22 protein-coding genes are annotated in these 23,574 nt (G+C 59.0%); 10 read left to right on the top strand and 12 right to left on the bottom strand.

Going from position 1 to position 23,574, the window contains the following annotated elements:
- The first annotated feature begins 90 nt into the window (after positions 1–90).
- The gene (rpiA, locus tag O3C79_RS01100; protein ID WP_494385765.1) at positions 91–765 is read left to right on the top strand and encodes a ribose-5-phosphate isomerase RpiA; all 675 of its coding nucleotides are present in this window, start codon (positions 91–93) and stop codon (positions 763–765) included.
- A gap of 295 nt (positions 766–1,060) precedes the next feature.
- On the opposite strand, the gene O3C79_RS01095 is transcribed toward rpiA, so the two are convergent.
- From O3C79_RS01095 to O3C79_RS01085, 3 genes are all read right to left on the bottom strand, one after another.
- A complete protein-coding gene (locus O3C79_RS01095; protein ID WP_272941689.1) occupies positions 1,061–1,186 on the bottom strand; it encodes a hypothetical protein in 126 nt (41 codons plus the stop codon).
- Positions 1,187–1,319: 133 nt separating this feature from the next.
- Positions 1,320–3,782: an ABC transporter permease gene (locus O3C79_RS01090; protein WP_494384488.1), complete on the bottom strand. Its 2,463-nt coding sequence runs from the start codon at positions 3,780–3,782 to the stop codon at positions 1,320–1,322.
- Positions 3,779–4,396, bottom strand: a complete 618-nt coding sequence (locus O3C79_RS01085) for an ABC transporter ATP-binding protein (protein ID WP_494384487.1) — start codon at positions 4,394–4,396, stop codon at positions 3,779–3,781. Before O3C79_RS01085 ends, O3C79_RS01090 begins: the two co-directional genes overlap by 4 nt.
- A 76-nt stretch (positions 4,397–4,472) precedes the next feature.
- On the opposite strand from O3C79_RS01085, the gene O3C79_RS01080 reads away from it, so the two are divergent.
- Entirely contained in the window at positions 4,473–5,090 is a 618-nt protein-coding gene (locus O3C79_RS01080; RefSeq protein WP_417534822.1) for an arylesterase, read from the top strand.
- On the opposite strand, the gene O3C79_RS01075 is transcribed toward O3C79_RS01080, so the two are convergent.
- The 3 genes from O3C79_RS01075 to nudE form a co-directional block, all read right to left on the bottom strand.
- Positions 4,987–6,744 (bottom strand): ATP-binding protein, encoded by a 1,758-nt coding sequence (locus tag O3C79_RS01075; RefSeq protein ID WP_494384486.1) that lies wholly within the window; start codon positions 6,742–6,744, stop codon positions 4,987–4,989. The genes O3C79_RS01080 and O3C79_RS01075 overlap by 104 nt on opposite strands.
- A gap of 87 nt (positions 6,745–6,831) precedes the next feature.
- Entirely contained in the window at positions 6,832–7,416 is a 585-nt protein-coding gene (locus tag O3C79_RS01070; protein WP_494384485.1) for a superoxide dismutase, read from the bottom strand.
- 199 nt (positions 7,417–7,615) lie between these two features.
- On the bottom strand, positions 7,616–8,164 hold the full coding sequence (gene nudE / locus O3C79_RS01065) for an ADP compounds hydrolase NudE (RefSeq protein ID WP_010321546.1): 549 nt from the start codon (positions 8,162–8,164) through the stop codon (positions 7,616–7,618).
- 48 nt (positions 8,165–8,212) lie between these two features.
- Here nudE and yrfG point away from each other — a divergent pair, with 48 nt between their 5' ends.
- The 4 genes from yrfG (at position 8,213) to O3C79_RS01045 (ending at position 12,036) form a co-directional block, all read left to right on the top strand.
- The gene (yrfG, locus tag O3C79_RS01060; RefSeq protein ID WP_417534819.1) at positions 8,213–8,869 is read left to right on the top strand and encodes a GMP/IMP nucleotidase; all 657 of its coding nucleotides are present in this window, start codon (positions 8,213–8,215) and stop codon (positions 8,867–8,869) included.
- Positions 8,866–9,279, top strand: coding sequence for a ribosome-associated heat shock protein Hsp15 (gene hslR / locus O3C79_RS01055; RefSeq protein WP_494384484.1), 414 nt, complete (start codon positions 8,866–8,868; stop codon positions 9,277–9,279). The genes yrfG and hslR overlap by 4 nt, the downstream gene beginning before the upstream one ends.
- 141 nt (positions 9,280–9,420) lie before the next feature.
- Positions 9,421–10,296: an Hsp33 family molecular chaperone HslO gene (hslO, locus tag O3C79_RS01050; RefSeq protein WP_494384483.1), complete on the top strand. Its 876-nt coding sequence runs from the start codon at positions 9,421–9,423 to the stop codon at positions 10,294–10,296.
- Positions 10,297–10,488: 192 nt separating this feature from the next.
- On the top strand, positions 10,489–12,036 hold the full coding sequence (locus O3C79_RS01045) for a phosphoenolpyruvate carboxykinase (protein WP_494384482.1): 1,548 nt from the start codon (positions 10,489–10,491) through the stop codon (positions 12,034–12,036).
- Positions 12,037–12,133: 97 nt separating this feature from the next.
- Here the strand turns inward: O3C79_RS01045 and O3C79_RS01040 are convergent, their stop codons facing one another.
- Together O3C79_RS01040 and ppx are read right to left on the bottom strand one after the other, a co-directional pair.
- Positions 12,134–13,096, bottom strand: a complete 963-nt coding sequence (locus O3C79_RS01040; protein WP_494384481.1) for a hypothetical protein — start codon at positions 13,094–13,096, stop codon at positions 12,134–12,136.
- Positions 13,096–14,616 carry an exopolyphosphatase gene (ppx, locus tag O3C79_RS01035; RefSeq protein ID WP_494384480.1) on the bottom strand — a complete coding sequence of 507 codons (1,521 nt, stop codon included), beginning with the start codon at positions 14,614–14,616 and terminating at the stop codon, positions 13,096–13,098. Before ppx ends, O3C79_RS01040 begins: the two co-directional genes overlap by 1 nt.
- Positions 14,617–14,811: 195 nt before the next feature.
- Here ppx and trxA point away from each other — a divergent pair, with 195 nt between their 5' ends.
- The 4 genes from trxA (at position 14,812) to O3C79_RS01015 (ending at position 19,044) form a co-directional block, all read left to right on the top strand.
- On the top strand, positions 14,812–15,138 hold the full coding sequence (trxA, locus tag O3C79_RS01030) for a thioredoxin TrxA (RefSeq protein ID WP_010321553.1): 327 nt from the start codon (positions 14,812–14,814) through the stop codon (positions 15,136–15,138).
- Positions 15,139–15,350: 212 nt separating this feature from the next.
- Positions 15,351–16,610 carry a transcription termination factor Rho gene (gene rho / locus O3C79_RS01025; protein WP_494384479.1) on the top strand — a complete coding sequence of 420 codons (1,260 nt, stop codon included), beginning with the start codon at positions 15,351–15,353 and terminating at the stop codon, positions 16,608–16,610.
- 153 nt (positions 16,611–16,763) lie between these two features.
- Positions 16,764–18,239: a 4-hydroxy-3-polyprenylbenzoate decarboxylase gene (ubiD, locus tag O3C79_RS01020; protein ID WP_494384478.1), complete on the top strand. Its 1,476-nt coding sequence runs from the start codon at positions 16,764–16,766 to the stop codon at positions 18,237–18,239.
- 46 nt (positions 18,240–18,285) lie between these two features.
- Positions 18,286–19,044 (top strand): NAD(P)H-flavin reductase, encoded by a 759-nt coding sequence (locus tag O3C79_RS01015; protein ID WP_494384477.1) that lies wholly within the window; start codon positions 18,286–18,288, stop codon positions 19,042–19,044.
- Between the two features lie 73 nt (positions 19,045–19,117).
- On the opposite strand, the gene O3C79_RS01010 is transcribed toward O3C79_RS01015, so the two are convergent.
- The 4 genes from O3C79_RS01010 to hemC are packed head-to-tail and all read right to left on the bottom strand — an operon-like array spanning position 19,118 to position 23,442.
- On the bottom strand, positions 19,118–20,416 hold the full coding sequence (locus tag O3C79_RS01010; RefSeq protein ID WP_494384476.1) for a heme biosynthesis HemY N-terminal domain-containing protein: 1,299 nt from the start codon (positions 20,414–20,416) through the stop codon (positions 19,118–19,120).
- 4 nt (positions 20,417–20,420) lie between these two features.
- The gene (locus O3C79_RS01005) at positions 20,421–21,713 is read right to left on the bottom strand and encodes a uroporphyrinogen-III C-methyltransferase (protein WP_494384475.1); all 1,293 of its coding nucleotides are present in this window, start codon (positions 21,711–21,713) and stop codon (positions 20,421–20,423) included.
- Between the two features lie 15 nt (positions 21,714–21,728).
- The gene (locus O3C79_RS01000) at positions 21,729–22,511 is read right to left on the bottom strand and encodes a uroporphyrinogen-III synthase (protein WP_494384474.1); all 783 of its coding nucleotides are present in this window, start codon (positions 22,509–22,511) and stop codon (positions 21,729–21,731) included.
- Complete coding sequence (hemC, locus tag O3C79_RS00995; protein WP_494384473.1) at positions 22,504–23,442, bottom strand: hydroxymethylbilane synthase; 939 nt, start codon at positions 23,440–23,442, stop codon at positions 22,504–22,506. Before hemC ends, O3C79_RS01000 begins: the two co-directional genes overlap by 8 nt.
- Between the last annotated feature and the right edge of the window lie 132 nt (positions 23,443–23,574).

Below are 23,574 nucleotides of genomic sequence, written 5' to 3'. Positions count from 1 at the left end.
ATGGTATCGGCTCCATGTGCCAGCGTCTACAAGGGCAACGGCGGGTTGCGTATAATTGCTGTTCAGTTTGAATCAGCAACGGGCACAACCATGACACAAGACGAGATGAAACAGGCGGTCGCACAGGCTGCCGTCGATCACATTCAGGGCCGCCTCGAAGATGACAGCATCATCGGAGTGGGCACCGGCTCGACCGCGAACTGTTTTATCGATGCACTGGCCAGGATCAAACACCGCTTTGCCGGTGCCGTAGCCAGCTCTGAAGCCACAGCCGAGCGTCTGCGCGGTCATGGTATCGAGGTACTGGATCTGAACTCGGTCAGCCAGATGGAGTTTTACATCGATGGCGCTGACGAGTTCGACCCGCACCTGAATCTGGTGAAGGGCGGCGGCGGAGCGCTGACCCGTGAAAAGATCGTCGCGGCGGTCGCCAAGGAGTTTGTCTGCATCGTCGATCAGAGCAAGCAGGTGGATCTGCTGGGCGCGTTCCCGCTGCCGGTGGAAGTGATTCCGATGGCGCGTTCCTATGTGGGGCGTCAGCTGGCGGCGCTGGGTGGTCAGCCGCAGTACCGTGAGGGCTTTGTCACCGATAACGGCAACATTATTATCGACCTGCACGATCTGGAAGTGCTGGATCCCAAGGCGCTGGAAGCCCAGATCAACAATATGGTGGGTGTGGTCACCAACGGCCTGTTCGCTCGCCGTGGCGCCGACATTATCCTGATGGGCACGCCCGACGGCGTTGAGACCATCCGTCACGCCTGAAGCGTTTGACTCTCAGCCTCCGCCGTATCTGCGGCGGGGGTGTCTTCTTTCGGGCTTTGTATTGCGCGTATTCGGCCCGAATGTCCCCCTGTCTCCTCTCGGTTTGGCGCCGAAATGGATAGCTTCAGAACGTCTGTATTTTGCTTAGCCCGGTCCGGGCCTGGGAGAGTGTCGCTGAGGAGGGTGTCAGGCCTCGGCGTTGCAGGCAGAGCCATGTAAGTACGCTAAGGCCTGTGCGGCGTGTCAGTTCAGCTGTCTTGAGGAGCGACGTGACATCAGCCCGCCAGTGGTGTGTTTACCACTGCACCACTTTGGTCAGAGCGATGCTGACCGGCATGGTGATCCACAGCAGCGCCAGGATATTGATGAAAATCCAGCCGTAGCCTGCAGGATCGCGGAAGTTTTCGTCGTGGTCAGCCATCGTCTACCCTCACTTGAAATGTTTAATTGTTGATCAAAATCAAGGTCGGCGATTATAGCCAATACGCTGGCGCTTTTATAGCCAGGTATTGGCATTGTTTTTGTAGGGAAAAAGGATTAACTCCCAAGTGCTTTCAGCCTGCCCGCAATAGACGGTAGCAATGCTCCAGTTTCAGCGGTCGACGGATCATCCAGCCAATCAGCAGGAAGATCAGTGCAGCCAGTGGCGGCAAGCTGAGCCAGAGCCCCAGATGCAGGCGAGGCGGTATCTGCAGCAGCCACTGGTGCAGCATGGCCAGCACGGCTTCAGCACCAGCGCTGGCCAGCACGCCGCAGACCAGACCGATCAACAGGAACTCCAGCAAATCCAGCCGTCGCGCCTGATCGGCAGTGACCCCTAGTGTCTGCAGTAGCGCGCTTTCAAAGCGTCGCTGTTCCAGTGCCTGTAGCAGGGTAACCCCCAGCAGCATCAGACCGCAGCCCAGACTCAAGGCCAGGATCAGCGCCGAACTGTCGCCCAGGCGTTGCAGCCAGCCCGCCAGCTGGTTCAGCACCTGGTCGATGTCGATCAGGGTCAGGGAAGGGAACTGTTGCAGCAACTCACGACTGACCGCCCGCTGCTCCGGCTCCAGGTGGAAACTGGTAATCCAGGTGGCCGGTGCATTTTGCAGCGCTTCCGGGTTGAAGATGATGTAGAAGTTGGGACGGAACGAGGTCCAGACTACTTCGCGGATGTTGCGAATCTCGCCTTCAACCCGCACGCCGCCAACATCGAATCCCAGCGTATCGCCCAGTTCCAGACCCAGCTCCTGCGCCATCTCCTGTTCGATGGAAATGGCACCGGTGTCACCCGGCTGCCACCACTCGCCGGCGACCAGCGGGTTATGCTCAGGGCGTTCAGCCATCCAGCTCAGGTTGAGCTCGCGTCTGAGAGTATTGTGGTCCTGCTGTTCAGGAGTGAGCTGTGGCTTGATCGGCTCAGCATTCAGCTCGGTCAGGCGACCGCGAATCATCGGGTACAGCTCGGTTTCCAGCTGACGTCCGGCAAAGAATTCGTCCACACCCTCTTTTTGCCAAGGCTGAATGTTGATCAGGAAGTAGTTGGGCGTGTCCTGCGGGAACTGCGCCTGCCACTGTTCGATCAGGTCGGAACGACTGATCCAGACCACACTGAGCAGGGTCAGCAGCATCACCACGACCGCCGCCTGCAGGCGGTGCCATTGGCGTTGCTGGCGCAGGCGCATCAGCAGGAGGCGTCCCAGCAGCAGGCGCTTGGCCAGCGGACGCGCGCAGAATTGTAATCCCGCCTGGGCCACCCAGCCGAACAGGGCTCCCCCCAGCAGCAGGAACAGTAGCAGGCCCAGTGCCGCCAGCGGCGCTTCCAGAAAGGCCAGCAGCGTGGCCGCCAGCAGCAGAAGCGAAGTGGCCTGCAGTATCAGAGCGGTGCGATCACGCGGTGGGGCATCACCGCGCAGCAGATGGGCGACCGGAATACGGGCCAGCTGCAGAATCGGCGGCAGTCCCAGCAGGACCAGCAGGGCCAGACCCAGTGCGGCACCGCTGAACCAGCGCAACCAGTGTGCTGCCGGCAGGGCTTGCGGCAGCAGTTCGGCCAGCCATTGATAAACCGCCAGCTCGAGCACAAAGCCGGTGAGTACCCCGGCCGTTGCGGTGAGCAACCAGGCCAGCAGCAATTGGTACAGATACACTCGAATCAACTGGCCTGGTCGCAGACCCAGGTTTAACAGCAGGGCGCTGCGCGTGTGTTGGCCCAGACTGAAACGGCGCAGGGCCAGCACAATGGTCAGTGCTGACAGCAGCAATGCAATCAACGCACTGAGCTTGAGGTAGCTGAGAGCGTTGCCCAGTGCGTTGCCGGTGAGCGGCTGGTCCTTGCTCAGGGCATGCACGCGCTCGTAATCCGCCAGTGTCGGCTGCAGGGCGGTGTTCAGGGCGCTTATCGCTTCGGCGGGGCCGGCAAAGAGAATACGGTAGTTGGCGCGGCTGCCCGGTGCCAGTACGCCACTGGCTTCAAGGTCCTCGGCATTGACCAGAATATGGGGGCTGAAACTGCGGAAGCCGGTACCACGGTCGGGTGAGCCGAGCAGTTCACGGCTCAGTTTGAGAGGTTGATAGCCGAATTCCAGCGTATCGCCCAGGCTCATCTCCAGCTGGGTCAGTACGCGCGCCTCGGCCCAGACTTCACCCGGTGCCGGAATGCCGGAGCCGGCAGGAGCGGTTGTCAGCTCACCGCGCAGCGGGTAGGGGGCCTGCAAGGCGCGCACAGACACCAGCATCAGGTTGTCGCCCTGTCCCACCATACTGGGGAACTGAATTACCTGGGTCTGCTCCAGCCCATCCAGCGGCAGACCCTGCAGACGGTCGGTCGCGATGGGACGACTGCTGCTCAAGACCAGATCAGCCCCCAAAAGGGCTGCGCTCTCACGCAACAGACCGCGCTCCAGGCGGTCGCCAAGCACCGCCAATAGCGTTGTCAGGGCGATGGCGATCCAGCTGGCCAGCAGCAGGGCACGCCATTCGGTGGTGCGCAGCTGTGACAGGAGCTGGCGTCCTGCCAGGCGGGTCAACAGGCTCATGCGCTGACCTCCTCCAGACGCCCGTTATGCAGGTGCAGGCGGCGCTGGCAGCGGGCCGCCAGGTCGGTGTCATGGGTAATCAGTACCAGGGTTGTGCCCACATCTGCGTTGAGGCGGAACAGCTGTTCGATGATCTGATGTCCGGTGTCGTCATCCAGATTGCCGGTGGGCTCATCGGCGAACAGTATCTTGGGCTCGGTGGCAAAGGCACGGGCGATAGCGACACGCTGTTGTTCACCGCCGGACAGCTGCGCCGGGTAGTGATCCAGGCGTGCGCCGAGGCCAACCTGTTCCAGCCAATGGCGCGCCTGGGCGTCGGCATCGGCGCGGCCCTGGATCTCAAGTGGCAGGCGTACGTTGTCCAGCGCATCCAGCTCGGGCAGCAGGTGAAAGGACTGGAAAATAAAACTGATCTGCTGCAGGCGCAGCTCTGCGCGGGCGGCATCGTCCAGCGTATCCAGCGGCTGGCCGTCGAACAGAATGCGGCCCTCGGTGGGTGTGTCCAGCCCGGCCAGCAGACTTAGCAGAGTGGATTTGCCGGCGCCGGAGCGGCCGATGATAGCCAGACTCTCGCCCCGTTGAATTTCCAGCACCAAATCCTGGAACAGCTGCACTGATCCGGCTTGTGTCCTGAAACTTTTTGCGACATCTTGGGCCTCAATAAGCGGCTTTTCCTGGTTGAGGTGTGACATGCGATCCCTGATTTCCATTCTGTTCATGTTGCTGATGTGGGTGTCTCCCCTGCAGGCGAAAACCCTGCTGGTATTGGGGGACAGTCTGTCGGCCGCCTACGGTATCCCGGCCGAGCAGGGCTGGGTTCATCTGCTGGAGCAGGAGCTCAAACAGCGTCAGTGGGCAAACCGTGTTATCAACGCCAGCATCAGTGGTGAAACCAGCAGCGGAGGCCTGCAGCGCCTGCCAAGGCTGCTCTCTGACTACCAGCCTGATCTGGTGGTGCTGGAGCTGGGTGCCAACGATGGTCTGCGCGGAACGCCTTTGAGCGTTATGGAGCAGAACCTGCGTCAGCTGGTGGAATTGAGCCGCCAGTCAGGTGCAGAGGTCATGCTGGTCGGTATACGAATCCCACCCAACTATGGACCGCAATATACGCAAAGGTTCTATTCCATTTACACCGATCTGGCACAGGAGTATCAGCTGCCGCTCGTGCCCTTCCTGCTGGAAAGAGTCGCGCTCAAGCCTCAGTTCATGCAGGCTGACGGTTTGCATCCAACCGCGGCGGCACAACCGATTCTGTTGCAGACGGTCTGGCCTCACCTCGCACCTCTGCTGCAACCAGAGGAATCCTGATACTGATCCGGGTGCCTTCACCCGGCTGGCTGTGCAGATCAAATTCGCCGTGCAGGGCGCGCACCCGCGCCTGCATGCCGAGTAGACCAAAGCGGCGGTTATGACGCTGGTCGGCAGGATTGAACCCCTGACCGTTATCACTGACCTCCAGTTCTACACGATCATCGAGCGTATCGACATCCAGCCGTTCCAGGCGCAGGGTGACCTGTCGGCACTGGGCATGACGCTGAATATTGGTCAGTGCCTCCTGAATCAGGCGGTAGAGGGTAATGTTGTAGCGTTCACCCATCTCATTGAGTGCCCCCTTGAGGGCCAAATCCACACTGATACCCTGTCGCTCCAGCTGCCCGCCACCGACCAGTTCGCGTAAGGCATCAACCAGACCCAGGTCGTCCAGCAGAGTGGGGCGCAGGGCGTGCATCAGGTCGTAGGTAACGTCGTAGATATGGCCGGCAATGCTGTCGATGTTCTCGGCATGCTGGTGCTCGCTGCTGTCGGGGTCAGGGTGGTCCTGCAGCAGCATACGGGCATCGGTGCGGATGGCGGTCAGGCATTGGCCCAGCTCATCATGCAGTTCCTGCGCCAGGTGACGCCGTTCGCGTTCCTGAATATCCAGAATACGATGGGTCAGCAGCTGGTTCTCGTTGAGCTGCTCCTGCAGGGCCTGGCTGTGTTGTTGCAGGTGTTGCTGCAGCTGATGTACCTGCTGGCTTTCCAGGCGGCAACTGGTGGTGGCATCGCGTTGACGCAGCCAGGCCAGAAACAGCAGGCTGCCCAGCGTGTTCAGCACCAGTGCCAATAGCTGTGGTCCCCAACTCAGTTGATGCCAGAACACCGGGTAATCATAGGCAAGCTGCCATGTCTGCCCATCCAGTTGCAGTGAAAAGGGCTGCGGCAGGTAAAACAGTGGTGTGACATCCGGTGTCGAGGTCAGTATGGGAAAGGTTTTATCGCCGGCAACCAGGCTCAGGGCACTGCCAGCCGGCAGATCCTGAGTATCGAGCAAATCCGACAGGGAAGTGGTAAGGCCCAGCAGATCGGTGCTATTGCCCACCGGTACATACAGGCTGACGGCGGGTCCGCCCTGTTGCAGGCGATACACTTGGGAGTAGCGGGGTGTATTGGCATAGGGGGCGCTCATGACTGCGGCTCTGTGCGCCGGGCTCAGGCCAGGATCGGTGCCGGGTTGCCAGGGCGCTGGAGCCTCGCCTTCGGACAGGGCCAGGGTCACCGGATTATGCACCGGATTGCCGCTGTCAGGGCTGACCGGGGGGAGCGTCATGGGGCTGAGGCCCTGGAGCTGGTAGCCGGGTTGGCGCCGCCGCATCTGTTTCAGAAAGGCGTCCACATCCGGTTCTTCTACCCGCTGCATCAAGTACAGCTGCTGTACGGTCGTGGACAGGCTTAACAGAGCATGCAGGTGATCCTGCAGGTGAAAGGGCAGTGGTCGGTAACGGTCGGCCAGGTGGGCAGCATGTTGCAGCACTGCTGCTTCATGGGCCAGGCCCTTTTGCAGGTTCTGCTCCAGCGTCCGTACCAGTCCCTCGCGGTGCTGACTGATGCTGGCGTAATCCAGTCGCAGGATCAAGCTGCTGGTAATGACGCCCAGCATAAGCCAGAACAATAGCGCTTTGCGGGTGGTGGGAGTGAGCATTCTGAGGCTGTCCTTGCCGACGGAAATGTCTCGATTATAAACACAAAAGGCGCCCGCAGGCGCCTTTTGAAGATCACGACAACGCTATCAGGCGCTGTAGTTTTCGTTGACGAAGTCCCAGTTGACCAGCGCCCAGAAGTTCTTCAGGTATTCCGGACGAACGTTGCGGTAGTCGATGTAGTAAGCGTGTTCCCACAGGTCGACAGTCAGCAGAGCAGTCTGGCCTTCGGTCATCGGCGTGCCAGCGTTGCTGGTGTTGACGATGTCCAGGGTGCCGTCGGCATTCTTCACCAGCCAGGTCCAGCTGGAACCGAAGTTGTTCACGGCCTTGTCGTTGAACGCTTCCTGGAATTTCTCGAAAGAACCCCATTTAACCGCGATCGCATCAGCGATTTCGCCGGTCGGAGCACCGCCGCCGTTCGGAGACAGACAATGCCAGTAGAAGGTGTGGTTCCAAACCTGAGCAGCGTTGTTGAATACGCCACCAGCCGGAGCCGTTTTGATGATCTCTTCCAGAGACTTGCCTTCAAACTCGGTGCCCGGTACCAGACCGTTCAGCTTCACAACGTAGGTGTTGTGGTGCTTGCCGTGGTGGTATTCCAGGGTTTCCTGGGAGATGTGCGGTTCCAGTGCATCAATAGCGTACGGCAGTGCCGGCAGTTCGAAGCTCATAGTAATCCCCTATATATCTGACAGGTTCAGCATAAAACTGATTGTTGTGTATGGAGGCGTGCCTCCATGGTGACCCGATAATAGCACCGATGTTCGGCATTATCATGACACAGTTTGTGCGGGCATCAGGTGCAATCGAAACGGTATATCAGATCACCTGATAAACAGTTCATATGGGCAAACACGCAAAAAACAAGGGTCAGTCTGCTTTGGCCAGACGCTGTTGCACCAGACACAGGGCGGCGATGGCCCGGCCCTCGGAAAACTCTTCGCGCTCGAACAGTTCCGGCAACTGGCTGAGTGGCCAGGGTATGACTTCCAGTGGTTCGGGCTCGTCGCCCTCCAGCTTGCTGGGGTAGAGGTCGCGGGCCAGCATGACTTCAAGACGATGTCCCATGTAGTTGGGCGCGGCGGTCAGCTGGCGCACATGGGAGACTTCACGCGCACCGAAGCCGGCTTCCTCCTGCAGCTCGCGATTGGCTGCGGTGGCGGCGTCTTCGCCCGGATCGATCAACCCTTTGGGCAGGGTCAGTACATATTCTTCCAGTCCGGCCGCATATTCGCGGATCAGCAGAACCTCGTCACGGTCGTTGATAGCCACGATCATGACGGCACCCTGGCGGCCTGTCCGCAGGCGCTCATACTGGCGTTCAACGCCGTTGCTGAAACGCAACTCCATGGCTTCAATGTAAAACAGCCGGCTGTTGGCGACTTTGGACAGCTTCAAAATTTCGGGCTTGGCGGTCATACTGATATATCCGGAAACTGTTGTTAGCCCTCAGAGTGTTCACTGAATATGCTTGATTGGCAAGCCATAGATACCGTCCTGCTGGATATGGACGGTACCCTGCTTGATCTTCACTTCGATTCCCACTTCTGGCTGGAGCTGTTGCCCGAGCGTTATGCCCAGCACCATGGCCTTGAACTTGAGCCTGCACGGGCCTGGCTTCATGAACGTCTGCGTCAGGAGCAGGGTGCCTTGAGTTGGTACTGTCTGGACTTCTGGACCGAGCAGCTCAACCTGCCCATCGCCCTCCTGAAGCGTGAAATCATGGATCGCATCGGTTTTCGTCCGGGCGCCAAGGCATTTTTGCATGCCTTGAGAGCCAGTGGTCGCCGTACCCTTATCGCCACCAATGCCCACCGTGACAGTCTGGCGCTCAAGGTGGAGGTAACAGCCATTGATACCCATGTGGATCTGGTGATTTGTTCCCATGACTTCGGCTACCCCAAGGAAGAGCAGGCGTTCTGGCAGGCGCTGCAGGAAGTGGAGCCCTTTGATCCGGCCCGCACGCTGCTGGTGGATGACAGCCTGGCGGTATTGGCCTCGGCGCGGCGTTACGGTATTGCACATCTGTTGTCGATCACCCAGCCGGACTCTACCCAGCCCGAGCGCCAGATTGATGAATATCCGGCCACCAACGATTTCAGTGAGGTCATTGCAGCCCTATGAGCCATGGACACAAGCAGGCACAGAAAGAACAGGACGGTAAAAGTGTGCGTCTGGACAAATGGCTCTGGGCGGCGCGCTTCTACAAGACCCGCGCACTGGCGAAACAGATGATCGAAGGTGGCAAGGTGCACTATGACGGGCAGCGTACCAAGTGCAGCAAGGCGGTAGAACTGGGCGCCCTGATCCGTGTACGTCAGGGGTTTGAGGAAAAGACCGTCGAAGTGCTGGCGCTGTCCGATCAACGCAAGGGCGCCAGTGAGGCCCAGCTGCTGTATCGTGAAACCGAAGACAGTCAGCGCGCCCGTGAAGAACGCGCCCTCGCGCGCAAGACTCAGGGTAGTGCACCTGATCATCGACCCAACAAGAAAAGTCGTCGTGAACTGTTACGCATCAAGGGCAGCTGGGACTAACCGGTTGCTGTCAGGGCTGGATTATCGGGCCCTGTTCAGACAAAGCTCTGTTCAGATAAAATAGGCGTATAGATTTTAAGCAATACCCTTTTCAGTAAAACCCTGGCAATCCGGCCAGGCACAACACCTGTGGAAACCTGCATGAGCAACCCCGACCAGATTCAGCGCATCCTTTTTGAACAGATCGACGTCCGCGGCGTAGTCGCCGGCCTGGACGCCAGCTACCAGGAAGTGCTGGCCCGTCATGATTATCCACCGGTCCTGCAGCGACTGCTGGGTGAAATGCTGGCTGCAGTCAGTCTGCTCAGTATCACACTCAAGTTTGAAGGCCGTTTGTTATTGCAGGCGCAGGGTGAAGGTAATGTATCGCTGCTGATGGCCGAGTGTAATCACCATCAGCACCTGCGTGCCATCGCGCGCTATGAAGGCGAAGTGGACGAGTCGCTGGCATTTAACGAGCTGCTGGAAAAAGGGCGCATTGCACTGACTATCGAGCCTGAACAGGGACAGCGTTATCAGGGCGTGGTGCCGCTGGAAGAAGACACTCTGGCGGGCTGCCTGCAGGCCTATTTTGAACAGTCCGAGCAGCTGGGTACATCTATCCAGTTGACCGCGGATGGCACCCGTGCTGCTGGCCTGATGTTGCAGGTTCTGCCGGCAGAGGAAACCGGTGACGAAGACTGGTCTCGTGTCAGCATGCTGGCATCCACACTCAGCGATGACGAGCTGCTGAACCTGGATAACGAAGCCCTGCTGTTCCGCCTGTTCCACGAGGAAACCTGCCGTCTGTATGAACCTCAGCCATTGGTGTTCCAATGTGACTGTTCCCGTGAGCGCAGTGCCGAGGCGCTGAAGTTCATGACCGAAGACGAACTGCTGGCTATTCTGGAAGAGCAGAATGGCCTGATTGATGTGGGCTGCCAGTTCTGTAATCAGCAATATCATTTTGATGAAACCGATATTCGTGCCCTGTTCAGCGAGCCCGGATATCTGGACCAGGAAGGTCGTATGCATTGAGGAATCAGCAGCTTAGATAGTTGCAGCTTGCGAATAATTCCTATTTTGACTGCGGTGGGGCCGAACGGTCCCATTTCGGCCCGTTTTGTGCAATAATATGCCCCCAAAATTGACCCGAACTGCGTTAACCCGAACGCAGGTGCCTTTTTGCTTTCAGGTAATAGTTTGGCGAACAGCCAAGGGAATCCAGTAATGACCAAAGAAACCGTCAATAGCGTACACGTGAATCTGACCCCGGCCGAGCTGGTTGAGAATGCGATCTCGCGTAACGAAGGTGTCCTGGCCGACACCGGAGCACTGGTTGTCACCACCGGGCAGCGCACTGGCCGCTCGCCGATGGACCGCTTCATCGTGGAAGAGCCGAGCACGGCTGACGCCATCGATTGGGGCAACATCAACCGTCCGTTCGATGCCGACAAGTTTGATGCCCTCTGGGCGCGTGTAGAAGAATATCTGGCGGACAAAGAACATTACGTATCCAATGTACACGTGGGTTCCGATCATAACCACTACCTCGCGGTGAACATGACCACCGAGACAGCGTGGCAGAACCTCTTTGGTCAGAACCTGTTTATCCGTCCGCACGAGTACAACCCCAAGGGTAAGGAAGAGTGGCAGATCATCAACGCTGCCGGCTTCCAGTGTGAGCCTGAGCGTGATGGCACCAACTCCGATGGCTGCGTCATCCTCAACTTTGCCAAGCGTAAGGTGCTGATCGCCGGCATGCGTTACGCCGGTGAAATGAAGAAGGCCATGTTCTCCGTGCAGAACTTCCTGCTGCCGGAAAAAGACGTGCTGCCGATGCACTGCTCCGCCAACATTGGCGAAGACGGTTCCACCACTCTGTTCTTTGGTCTGTCCGGTACCGGCAAGACCACCCTGTCTGCTGACCCTGAGCGTTACTTGATCGGTGACGACGAGCACGGCTGGGGCAAGGGCGTTGTCTTCAACCTGGAAGGTGGTTGCTATGCCAAGACCATCAACCTGAGCAAGAAGAACGAGCCGATCATCTGGGATGCGATCCGTTTCGGCGCTATCGTCGAGAACGTTACTCTGGATGACAAGCGCAAGGCGGACTACAACGACACTTCTCTGACCGAGAACGGCCGTTGTGCCTACCCGCTGGATCACGTTGAGAAGCGCTCTGCCACCAACATGGGTGACGAGCCGGATTCCATCGTCTTCCTGACATGCGACTTGACCGGTGTACTGCCGCCGGTATCCGTATTGAGCAAAGAAGCGGCTGCATACCACTTCCTGTCCGGTTACACCGCGCTGGTCGGTTCTACCGAAATGGGTTCCGGTGGTGGCATCAAGTCCACTTTCTCCACCTGCTTCGGCGCACCTTTCTTCCCGCGTCCGGCACACGTCTATGCCGAGCTGCTGATGAAGCGTATCGAAGAATACGGCTCTCGTGTCTACCTGGTTAACACCGGCTGGACCGGTGGTTCTTACGGTACTGGCGAGCGTTTCAGCATTCCGACTACGCGTGCCATTATCAGCGCCATCCAGAGCGGTGCGCTGAAAGACTGCAACACTGAACAGCTGGATGGCATCAACCTGGCGGTACCGACTGAAGTACCGGGCGTTGACGGCAAGCTGCTGAACCCGCGTGAAACCTGGGCTGACAAGACTGCCTATGATGCAGCTGCGGCTGATCTGGCGAAGCAGTTCGTCACCAACTTCACCAAGTTCGACGGTGTATCTGAAGAGATCCTGGCGGCTGGCCCGAAAATCTGATTTCGGCCTTAGCTCCTGATCTGAAAACGCCCTGCTGATGCAGGGCGTTTTTGTTTGTGGTTCTGGTGAAGGCTGATCAGAGATTCATTTCAGCGGTTCAGGGTTGAGCGACCGAACGTACCAGCCAGCGCTGGCTCGACATGCGGCGCATCAGACGGCTGAGCAGCCCGATGATCACCAGGGCAAAGACAATGCGGGCCCAGAGAATACCGCTCAGGTCGGCGCCGATCAGCATAACCAGCAGGGTATCCTCAATCAGGCTGTGACACAGGCCCAGCAGACTGATGGAACAGAAGATGTCAGCCGGTTCTATATCGCCCCGTTCCGCTTCCCGAATCAATAACCCGCCGCCATAGGCCAGTCCCAGCGTCATGCCGATCAAGGTGATCGACAGCGCTGAGGGCGCGATGCCGATCAGCTTCAGCAATGGGCGCAGTAGCCATTCCAGCAGGCGCTCTACGCCGATCAGGCGCAGTATGCGCAGGGAGGTGAGCAGTAATACGATCACCAATGCCGTCCAGGCCAGCATTTCCAGCTGGGACAGGCTCCAGCTGAGCGAGTCATCCTGCTCGGCGCTGAGCGTCCAGGGGACCGGCTCCACCATCTGCAGGCTGCCACTGAGCTGATAGCTGTGGTGCAGAATGACACCGAACAAAAGGCCACCGCCAACACGCATCAGCAGCTGGGGCCACAGTCGGCAGCCGGCTTTCTGGGCCACTCGCAGCTCCACCGGCAGGTTATGGGCACTCAGCAGCAGGGTGCCGAGAATGGTGACCTGGGCCAGCGTCCAGCCATCGGTGCCGGTAGTGGAAAAAAAGATCACCACACCGGTGTAGATGTTGGTCAGCATGGCGCTGGCCCAGATCAAGCCGGCTTCAGGTGGCAGGCCCATCCAGCCCATCACGGGTGCAAACACCTGCCCCAGTATCTGGGCCGCGCCCAGTTCGGTCAGGACTTTGACCACCAGAATGGCGGGGACCATGATGCGAAACAGGGTGACAATGACCTTCCAGCTGTCCGCGAGAATTTCGCGACAGCTGCGTATCAGTGCACTGGGCATCAGCTGAGTTTCAGTTTGAAGTCGATATTGCGCAGGTAGGTGGCTTCCTGCTCCAGGTCGGCCCGCGTCAGCGGGTGGTGATCGAGCCAGCCGTCGGGGAAGCTCAGTTCGATTTTGCTGCCATCCACTTTCAGTTCAAAGGCGGGCAGGCGCGCTGTGCTGCGGCTGCGGTGCATGATCACGGACAGGCGCAGCAGCAGGCACAGGTAGCGATAGGGTTCGCGCAGGCCGACGGGCAGCTGGCGGTACTCTTCCTTGGCGAACTTGCGGCGGTGGCCGCGCACCAGAAACGCCAACAGCTGCTGTTCCTGCTGGGTAAAGCCGGGCAGGTCCGAGTGTTGCAGCAGGTAGGCACTGTGCTTGTGGAATTGGCTGTGGGCAACGGCCAGGCCTATTTCGTGACTGCGCGCTGCCCAGCTCAGCATCTCCTGATAATCGCTGCTTTTGAGCTGCCAGGCATCCTTGACCTGTGCCAGTGCGATCAAGGCGGTCGCTTCCACCCGAGACGCCTGTTTGCGGTCCACATGGTAGCGCTTGGCCAGCGCGTTAATGGTACGCTCACGCACATCTTCGTGACGCAGCCGACCCGCCATGTCATAGAGGACGCCTTCACGCAGAGCGCCGTCGGAGAAGCTCATGGCCTCCACGTCCAGCGACTCGAAAATGGCGCTGAGGATGGCCACACCTGCTGGCAAGACGGCACGGCGTTCCGGTTTGATGCCTTCTATATCCAGTTTGTCGCTGTGGCCCTGCTGAATCAGGTAATCACAGAGTTGCTTCAGCGCGTCGCGGGTAATGAATTCGGTGCTGAAACCCAGCGACAGGCAGGCCTGACGCGCTGCCTTGACGGTGCCCGAAGCACCTACGCTGCTGTTCCAGCCCAGGCGGCGGTAATCACGTCGGATGGACAGCAGTTCCTGCATGGCAGCGGTGCGGGCCTTATGCATGGCGCTGGCGGTAATCTGGCCATCGGCAAAAAACTGGTCGGTGTAGCTGACACAGCCCATATGCAGGCTTTCGCAGACACGGGGCTCGAAGCGTTCGCCGATAATGAATTCGGTACTGCCGCCACCGATATCGATGACCAGGCGGCGCCCGGTATCATCCGCTTGCGTGTGTGCCACGCCGAGATAGATCAAACGGGCTTCTTCGCGCCCGGCGATCACTTCTACCCGGGTACCCAGAAGTGCTTCGGCACGCTCAATAAACTGATCCCGATTCTGCGCCTGGCGCAGTGCATTGGTGCCGACTACACGAATCGATTGGCGCGGCAGGGCCTGTACCCGCTGGGCGAAACGGCTGAGGCAGTCGATGCCGCGCTCGATTGCTTCTTCGGTCAGGTTGTCTTCCTCATCCAGCCCGGCGGCCAGCTGTACCTTGTCCGAAAGCACATCCAGCGTCGTCAGTTCGCCGGCGAACAGACGTGAGACAATGATGTGAAAACTGTTCGATCCCAGGTCGATGGCGGCCAGCAGTGGCGCTTCGGCAGCGGGAACGGCGGATGGATCCTGAGCATGCATCAAGCGGTATCCTCAATCTCGGGCAAACGCGATATGACCCTAAAAAATACCGGTAATAGCCGGTCCGGCGCTACCTTTTTTCATGACAAGGCTCTCTTGAATGAACAAAAAAGGACCGAATTTGTCAGTCATTCGTAGCAGGTGTTATCATCGACCACTGTTTCTAACGCACCTGGTGCACTGGAGAATCTATTCATGAGTGAAAATATCGTCAACGTAACTGATGCCTCTTTCGAGGATGACGTGCTCAAGGCTGATGGCGCCGTACTGGTAGACTACTGGGCCGAGTGGTGCGGACCCTGCAAGATGATCGCCCCGGTGCTGGAAGAGATTGCCAAGGAATACGATGGCAAGCTCAAGGTCTGCAAGTTGAACATTGACGAGAACAACGAAACTCCGCCCAAATTCGGTATCCGTGGTATCCCCACGCTGATGCTGTTCAAGGGTGGTAACGTTGAAGCGACCAAAGTAGGCGCGCTGTCCAAATCTCAGCTGGCCGCCTTCATCGACGCGAACCTCTAAGCGTCTATACCGTTAAAACGCAGCCTCAGGGCTGCGTTTTTCGTTGTGGTGCTGGACAGCCCACAGGTTACCTTTTATAGTAGCTTTACTTATCGGCCCGGCGTGCCATTGCCAGGGCTCCAATTGCAGTACCTGAACCTTTATTACATTCTTCCGACTAACCGTCCGGTTACCATCCGTAACCAGCCAGCTGTGGCTGCTTCCTGAAAACTATGAATCTTACCGAACTGAAACTTAAAAGCGTTCCGGAACTTCTGGAAATCGCGACCGAAATGGGCCTCGACAACATGGCCCGCTCCCGCAAGCAGGATGTCATCTTCGCGATCTTGAAGCGACATGCCAAAAGCGGTGAGGACATCTACGGCAACGGCGTACTGGAAATACTGCAGGATGGCTTCGGCTTTCTGCGCTCTGCCGATTCTTCCTACCTGGCCGGCCCTGACGACATCTATGTATCGCCCAGTCAGATCCGTCGCTTCAATCTGCGTACCGGTGACACCATTGCCGGTAAGATTCGTCCGCCGAAGGATGGCGAGCGTTACTTCGCGCTGCTGAAGGTCAATGAGATCAACTATGACCGTCCGGAAAATGCGAAGAGCAAAATCCTGTTCGAGAACCTGACACCGCTGTTTGCGCAGGAACGTCTGCGCATGGAGATCGGTAACGGCAGTACCGAGGATTTGACCGCTCGTGTGATTGACCTGGTCTGCCCGATGGGCAAAGGCCAGCGCGCACTGATCGTGTCTCCGCCGAAAGCGGGTAAGACGCTGATGCTGCAGAACATCGCCAACAGCATCACCCGTAACAACCCCGAGTGTTACCTGATCGTGCTGCTGATCGACGAGCGTCCCGAGGAAGTAACCGAAATGCAGCGCACCGTGCGCGGCGAAGTGGTTGCCTCGACCTTCGATGAGCCGCCCTCACGTCACGTGCAGGTTGCGGAAATGGTGCTGGAGAAGGCCAAGCGTTTGACCGAGCACAAGAAGGATGTGGTTATCCTGCTCGACTCCATCACTCGTCTGGCTCGTGCCTACAACACCGTGATCCCGTCATCCGGCAAGGTACTGACCGGTGGTGTGGACGCGCATGCGCTGGAACGTCCCAAGCGTTTCTTCGGTGCAGCACGTAACATCGAAGAGGGCGGCAGCCTGACCATCATCGCTACGGCGCTGGTCGACACCGGCTCCAAGATGGACGAAGTAATCTTCGAGGAGTTCAAGGGTACGGGTAACTCCGAAGTACACCTGGACCGCAAGGTGGCCGAGAAGCGTGTATTCCCGGCGATCAACATCCGCCGTTCCGGCACACGTCGCGAGGACCTGCTGACCTCGGAAGAGGAACTGCAGCGCATGTGGATCCTGCGCAAGCTGCTGGATCCGATGGAAGACACGTCAGCGACCGAGTTTGTCATCGACAAGCTGAAGGACTTCAAGACCAACGACGAGTTCTTCCTGTCGATGAAGCGCAAGTAATCCGGTGTCACCCCTGCGGTGATCCGAACCGGGTAGAAAAAGGGTAAGCTCACACTTACCCTTTTTTGTATCTGTCGGCCGGCTTCGGGCCTGCCGGCAACGAACTTCAAACCCTCTTGCCCTCAGGGCGGCCTGGCTGGAACGAACCTTTACATGTCGACACCCAAGTACAAGGACCTGCGTGACTTTATCCAGATGCTGGAAGCACGTGGCGAACTGAAGCGGATCAGCATGCCGGTAGACCCGGTGCTGGAAATGACCGAAATCTGTGATCGTACCCTCAGGGCCGGTGGTCCGGCGCTGCTGTTCGAGAACCCCAAGGGATATGACATGCCGGTGCTGGGCAACCTGTTCGGCACGCCCGAGCGTGTGGCGCTGGGCATGGGCGAAGAGTCGGTCAAAGCACTGCGTGATGTCGGTAAACTGCTGGCCCAGCTTAAAGAACCTGAGCCGCCCAAGGGTATGAAAGATGCCTGGGACAAGCTGCCGCTGTACAAGCAGGTGCTCAATATGGGGCCCAAGCAGGTACGCAAGGCGCCCTGTCAGGAAGTGGTGATCGAAGGTGACGACGTCGACCTGAACCGCATTCCGATCCAGACCTGCTGGCCCGGTGATGCTGGTCCGCTGGTCACCTGGCCATTGGTGATCACCCGTGGTCCGGAAAAGTCGCGTCAGAATCTGGGTATCTACCGCCAGCAGCTGATTGGCCGCAACAAGCTGATCATGCGCTGGCTGGCTCACCGTGGCGGAGCACTGGATTTCCGTGAATGGAAAGCGGCGCACCCGGGCGAGAAATTTCCGGTGTCAGTGGCCTTGGGTGCAGACCCGGCTACCATTCTGGGAGCGGTGACGCCGGTGCCGGATACCCTGTCCGAGTATGCCTTTGCCGGCCTCCTGCGTGGCGGCAAAACGGAAGTGGTCAAATGTCTGGGTAACGACCTCCAGGTGCCAGCCAGTGCCGAGATTATTCTGGAAGGTTATATCGACCCCGACGAGATGGCGGAAGAGGGGCCTTTCGGCGATCACACCGGTTACTACAATGAAGTGGATCGCTTCCCGGTGTTTACCGTGGAGCGCATTACGCGGCGCAAGGATGCCATCTATCACAGCACCTACACCGGCCGTCCGCCCGATGAACCGGCGGTGTTGGGCGTCGCGCTGAACGAAGTGTTCGTGCCGATTCTGCAGAAGCAGTTCCCCGAGATCGTGGATTTCTACCTGCCCCCAGAGGGCTGCTCCTACCGCATGGCGGTGGTGACCATGAAGAAGCAGTACCCCGGCCATGCCAAGCGCGTGATGCTGGGTGTCTGGTCTTTCCTGCGCCAGTTCATGTACACCAAGTTTGTCATAGTCTGTGATGACGATGTAAACGCACGCGATTGGCAGGATGTTATATGGGCGATTACCACGCGTATGGATCCCAAGCGGGATACGGTGATGATCGACAATACGCCGATCGACTATCTCGATTTTGCCTCCCCGGTCTCCGGTCTGGGGTCCAAGATGGGGATGGATGCCACCAACAAGTGGCAGGGCGAAACAGATCGCGAATGGGGCGAGCCCATCCAGATGGACCCGGAGGTAAAAACGCGGGTCGATGAGATCTGGGACGAACTGAATATTTGTTAAACCCAACTACTCGAGTGGCGATACTGCTCGATCAGGGAGTGATAACGTGTTTCCCGTAGAACAGAAACATTGCGACATTACCGGCTTTGAAGCCCTTAACCACGACGTGTACCGGGTGCGCCTGCGCCTGGAGGCCAATGACAGGCAGAACGTGCATTTTCATGCCGGCCAGTATCTGGATCTGTGCCTGCCGGAAGGCAAGAAGGCGTCTTTTTCCATCGCTTCGGCACCGGATCAGGGCCGTGACTTGGAGCTGCACATCCGCGAAGTGCCGGGCAGTGAATTCAATGCCATGATCCTGAACCACCTGCGCAGTCAGTCGCAGGTGGATGTGGAGCTGCCCAAGGGCAAGGTACATCTGGTTGAAGCCGAGTTGAAACCGGAAACGCGCTTTGTCTTCGCTGCGGCCAGCACCGGCTTTGCCCAGATCAAGAGCATGGTTGAGCACCTGCTGGCAAACCAGGTGGCGAACCCTATTGATATCTATTGGGGCGCGCGCGTGGAAGCGGACATGTACCTGGAGAAGCTACCGCAGCAGTGGGTATCCGAGCATGCCAATGTGCGCTTCGTGCCAGTGGTCAGTGAACCGGAAAACAGCCCGGGCTGGGAAGGCCTGACCGGTCTGATGCCTAACGTGCTGGCGGACCAGCTGGAAAGCGTTGATGAACACCTGGCGGTCTACGCCTGTGGTTCACCGGGAATGGTGCATGCGCTGGTGGACCGACTGGAAGAGAAGGGTGTGAGCGAAGCTCAGATTCATTCGGACGTATTCGCCTGGGCGCCGCGTCCGGACAAGAAAGCCTGAACTGACTGACGTTAGATTCAAGGGATACAAAAACGGGCAGCTCAGGCTGCCCGTTTTGCTTTGTGTTTCAGCCTCAGCTGGTGGCTTTGGCTTCACCGGTATCGGCATTCGCTGCGCTTTCTTCCCCGGCTTCTTCGGCTGGCGGCAGTGGCAGTGCCGGCAGGGCGGTCGAGGTTTGCAACAGCTGGCGTTTGAACAGCTGCTGCAAGCGCTCATGTTCGCCCAGATGCAGCAGCAAGCGCTGCAGTTCCTCGGCGGCTTCACCGCCAGGCTGTAGCTCCAGGCTGCGCTCCAGATGGTCAATCGCCTTGCCCCAATTCTCCAGACGCATGTTGAGGCGGCCCAGGGTCAGCTCCAGTTCGGCTGAATCCGGGTTACGCTTGAGCCAACGCTGTGCCTGCTCCAGCTGCTTGTGCGGGTCCTTGCCCTGCACAAGACCGTAGAGACGGACCAGAGGTGCATCCCAGCGACGCTTGATCAGGTCCAGCAGAACACTTTCTGTTTCGTGCTCGGCACCGATCGAACGCATCAGCTCAACATACTCTGCGGCCAGCTCGGGGTCGCGTTGCAGTGCCTGGGGCACAGCCTGCCAGCTGCGGCTCAGCGTACGCAGTTTTTCCTCACTATCGCTGCTGTCCTCAAGCGACTGCAAGCATTGCTGCAGGCGGTTGCGATGGCACTGGCGTTCCAGTTCGGTGGCCGCTTCGGCTTCCACTACATGCTGCTTTTTCAGTTCCGGCAGCAGCTGGATCAGAGCCAGCCAGTCTTCCAGGCGCAGGTAGGTATCCTTCAGCATGCGCAGCACCTGAGTGTTCTTCGGTGCCCGGCGGCGCAGGTTCAGCAGGTTGGCAAGGCAGGGCTCAAGCTGACCGCGTTCAAGCTGCAGCTCGGCCTGAGTCAGGCCGACCGCAACTTCCGTTTTCGGGCTGCTTTCACGTGCCTTGGCCAGCAGAGCGTCCGAGGCCTTGGTGTCGCCCTGTTCGTGGGCGGCACGGGCCGCGGCCAGGTAGTTCACCACCGGCAGGTCGGAACGCTCGGCCGCCTGGCTCAGGTAACGCTGGGCTTTCCACCAGCTGCCTTCAGACAGGGCAGCCAGACCCTTGAGGGTCTTGTTGTGGGCGACACGGCGGTTACGATTGCTGCGCCAGCTGCGCACCTTATCGCCGGGCAGACGGGCATTGCCGATCAGGTTGAGCAGCCAGTGAACCAGCGCAAAGCCGACGATCAGCAGCAATAGCAGCACCCAGAGGCTGGTTTCCACTGTCGTCTGCTTGTAGGCCAGCAGGACATAGCCGGGGTCCTGCACCATCAGCTGGCCGAGCCAGGCGCCGACCACGAGGAAGATCAGCAGGAAGATAAACAGTTTCTTCATCGCCTTAACCCTCCTCGCGCAGTTTCTGCATCTGCTGCAGGTAAGCCTTGAGGGTGGTCAGCGAGCCGGAAATGTCCGGCAGCTCCGGTGCTACGTTGATGCCCTGGAGTTCTTCCAGACCGCGCAGCAGTGCCTGGGTATTGGCATCTTCGGCATCAAAGTGGGTGCCTATCCAGGTGTGTGCTTTTTCAAGACTGGCGTCGTATGCCTGCTGTTTACGCTGCAGCAGGGACATCTGGGCCTGTTCCAGCATCAAGTGCAGGTTCTGCTGCAGGAAGAAGGTCTGTTCCGGTGACATCAGTGGTTTGACCGGCTCGTCATGATGCTGGATCACGATCAGCTGCTCAAACTTGTCCACCGCCTGGTTCCAGCTGGCCTTGATATCCTGCCCCCAGGTTTCTTCCACACTTTCCGGCGTAATGTCTTCCAGCAGTGATGGCAGCTTGCGCTTGTCGGTAATCGGGGTGACACGCAGGTTGTCGACCTGTCGGTTCAGGGCTGACAGCTTCAGGAACATGCCCTCGGAATCGAGCTTGGGCACGGCTTCCAGTGCGGCGATATCTTCGGCCAGAGCCTTGCGTACGTCGTAGAGGGTGACATCGTCGGTTTCGCGCAGGATCTGATCAGCGGACTTGAGCAGATTCAGTGCGCCGTTGGCGGTCTGCTCCATCAGTACGCGCTGGTTGGCCAGGCGCAGCAGGTATTCAACTTCCGCCATGAGCCAGTCCTTGCGGCTGACTTCGGCGGTGGCCGTGACCTGTTGAATGCTGCGGGTCAGGCGATCCTGCAGTTGGTCGATATTGGCCTTGTCTGCTTCGGCCTGAGCTTGAAGCTGCCCCAGCTGTTGGCTGACGCTGGCCAGGGTTTCTGCCGTATCGGCACGGCCATTGGCCAGCGCGGTTTCGACCTGCTGAGAGATTTGGCTCTGCTGTTGGCTGCTGGACTGTTTCAGCTGCCAGCCTTCCCAGAACAGATAGCCACCGCCGCCGAGTGCGACCAGTGACAGTGCCAGAGCCAGCTTGCCGGGCCAGGTGGCACCCTGACGGTCAGTTTTTTCGGGCTGGGGCTCTGCTTTGGCGGGTTCAGCGGCCGGTGGCGGAGTCGTCTCGGCCTTTGCGGGCTCGGCTGCGTCGGTTGCCGCCTTGTCTGTCTCGGTGTCCGGCTTGTTTTCCGGGGCCGGCGTATCGGTTGCAGAGGCGTTTTCGCTATCCTGAGCCGAGGCAGTATCGGGCGTGGGGTCTTCAGGCAGCGAAGAGTTGGTGTCCTTATCCTGTTGATCGTTGCGCTTGTCTTTCATGCCGTATTCCGGTTGTCATGCGGGTAGCAGGGTGTTGACCATGGACGTGTCGTCCGGTCCTGAGGCTACCCGGATTCGGTTGAATCCCAGCGAACGGGCCAGCTCGGCAAGGCGGGCACTGGGAACTATGACGATTGTATCAGTCAGGCGGTTGTTGAAGGCTGCGCACAGCGTCAGCAGATTACGCAGTGCCTGACCACTGGTAATCAGCATAGCCGATAAGGGCTGTGCATAAATAGTACTTTGGATAAGCTCGGGCGGGTATTCGGGACAGCCGCGACGATAGATATGGGCATAATCCACGCGGGCGCCACGCTGTTGCAGCGTCTGTGCCAGCAGGTCGCGTCCGCCTTCTGCACGTAAAATCAGTACGCGCTCGCCGTCCATCTGCTGCAGGCTGGGGTCAGCCAGCAGGGTTTCAGAGTCATAACCGCCGGCTGCGTGCCAGGCATCAAAGCCGAGCTGCTGCAGGGTGTCGGCGGTTTGCTTGCCAATGCCGACCCAGCGTACGCCCAGAGGCAGCTGTGGCCAGTAGTCGTCAATCCAGTCGGCGCCAATGCGGGCGGCGTTGGGGCTGACGAAAATGACATCGCGGTAGAGGTCCAGGTCGAGAATGCAGGACTTGCACTGCTGGAAATCGGCGCCATCTTCAGCGGTGGTGGGCAGAATTTCCAGCAGTGGCAGGGGCGCTGGCTCGGCACCCAGCTGGCGCAGCAGTTCGATCTGGTTAGCGGCCTGGTGCTCGGGGCGGGTGACCAGCACCCGTTGCCCGGCCAGTGGCAGGGAGGGTTCAGCCACGCTCGCTGTACACCTCGCGCAAAATTTCATCGGCACCGGCGCCGAGCAGGCGATCCGCCAGGGTAATACCCATGGCTTCGGCTTCGGCGCGCGGACCGCGAATCTCGTCACGCAGCACACGGGTGCCATCCGGGCGGCCGACCAGACCACGCAGGTAGAGCTCTTCGCCGGCCTCATCCAGTACGGCGTAGCAGCCGATCGGGACTTGGCAGCCACCTTCCAGGCGACGGTTGAGGGCGCGCTCGGCCAAGACGCGGCTGGCGGTATCGGCGTGGTGCAGCGGTTTCAGCAGCTCAATCAGTTCAGCGTCGTCATTGCGGCATTCGATGCCGACGGCGCCCTGGCCACCGGCGGGCAGGCTCTCTTCCGGGGTAATCTCCTGGCGAATACGCTCATTCAGTTCAAGGCGCATCAGTCCGGCCGTGGCCAGGATGATGGCATCGTATTGGCCTTCGTCCAGCTTGCGCAGGCGGGTCTGTACGTTGCCGCGCAGGAAGTTTACCTGCAGGTCGGGGCGACGCTCGCGAATCTGTACTTCGCGGCGCAGGGACGAGGTGCCGACAATGGCGCCTTCGGGCAGCTCATCCAGATTGTTGTACTGGTTGCTGACAAAGGCATCGGTCGGGCGTTCGCGTTCGCAGATCACAGGCAGGCCCAGGCCCTCCGGGAACTCCATGGGCACGTCTTTCATTGAATGCACGGCGATATCGGCACTGCCGTCGAGCAGGGCGTTTTCCAGTTCTTTTACAAACAGGCCCTTGCCGCCGATTTTGGCCAGAGGTGTATCGAGGATCTTGTCGCCGCGAGATTCGATCTTGAGTAGCTCGACCTGGATACCCGGGTGGTGCCGTTCCAGTTCGGCCTTGACGTACTCGGCCTGCCAGAGGGCCAGCAGACTGCGACGGGTAGCGATGCGAATGGTGCGGGACATGAACTCTCCTTGGGCAAGCGTCAACTCGACAAGCGGGAAAATAAAGCCAAGTGTACCAGATCGCTGCAGATAACGGCCAAGCGTGCCCAGGCACAAGACTGATACAGGGCAGGGTTGTTATAATCGTTGTCA

It is taken from the genome of Marinobacterium sp. NO-S09, from assembly GCF_059179545.1.
This window is presented reverse-complemented; position numbering and strand designations above follow the sequence as displayed.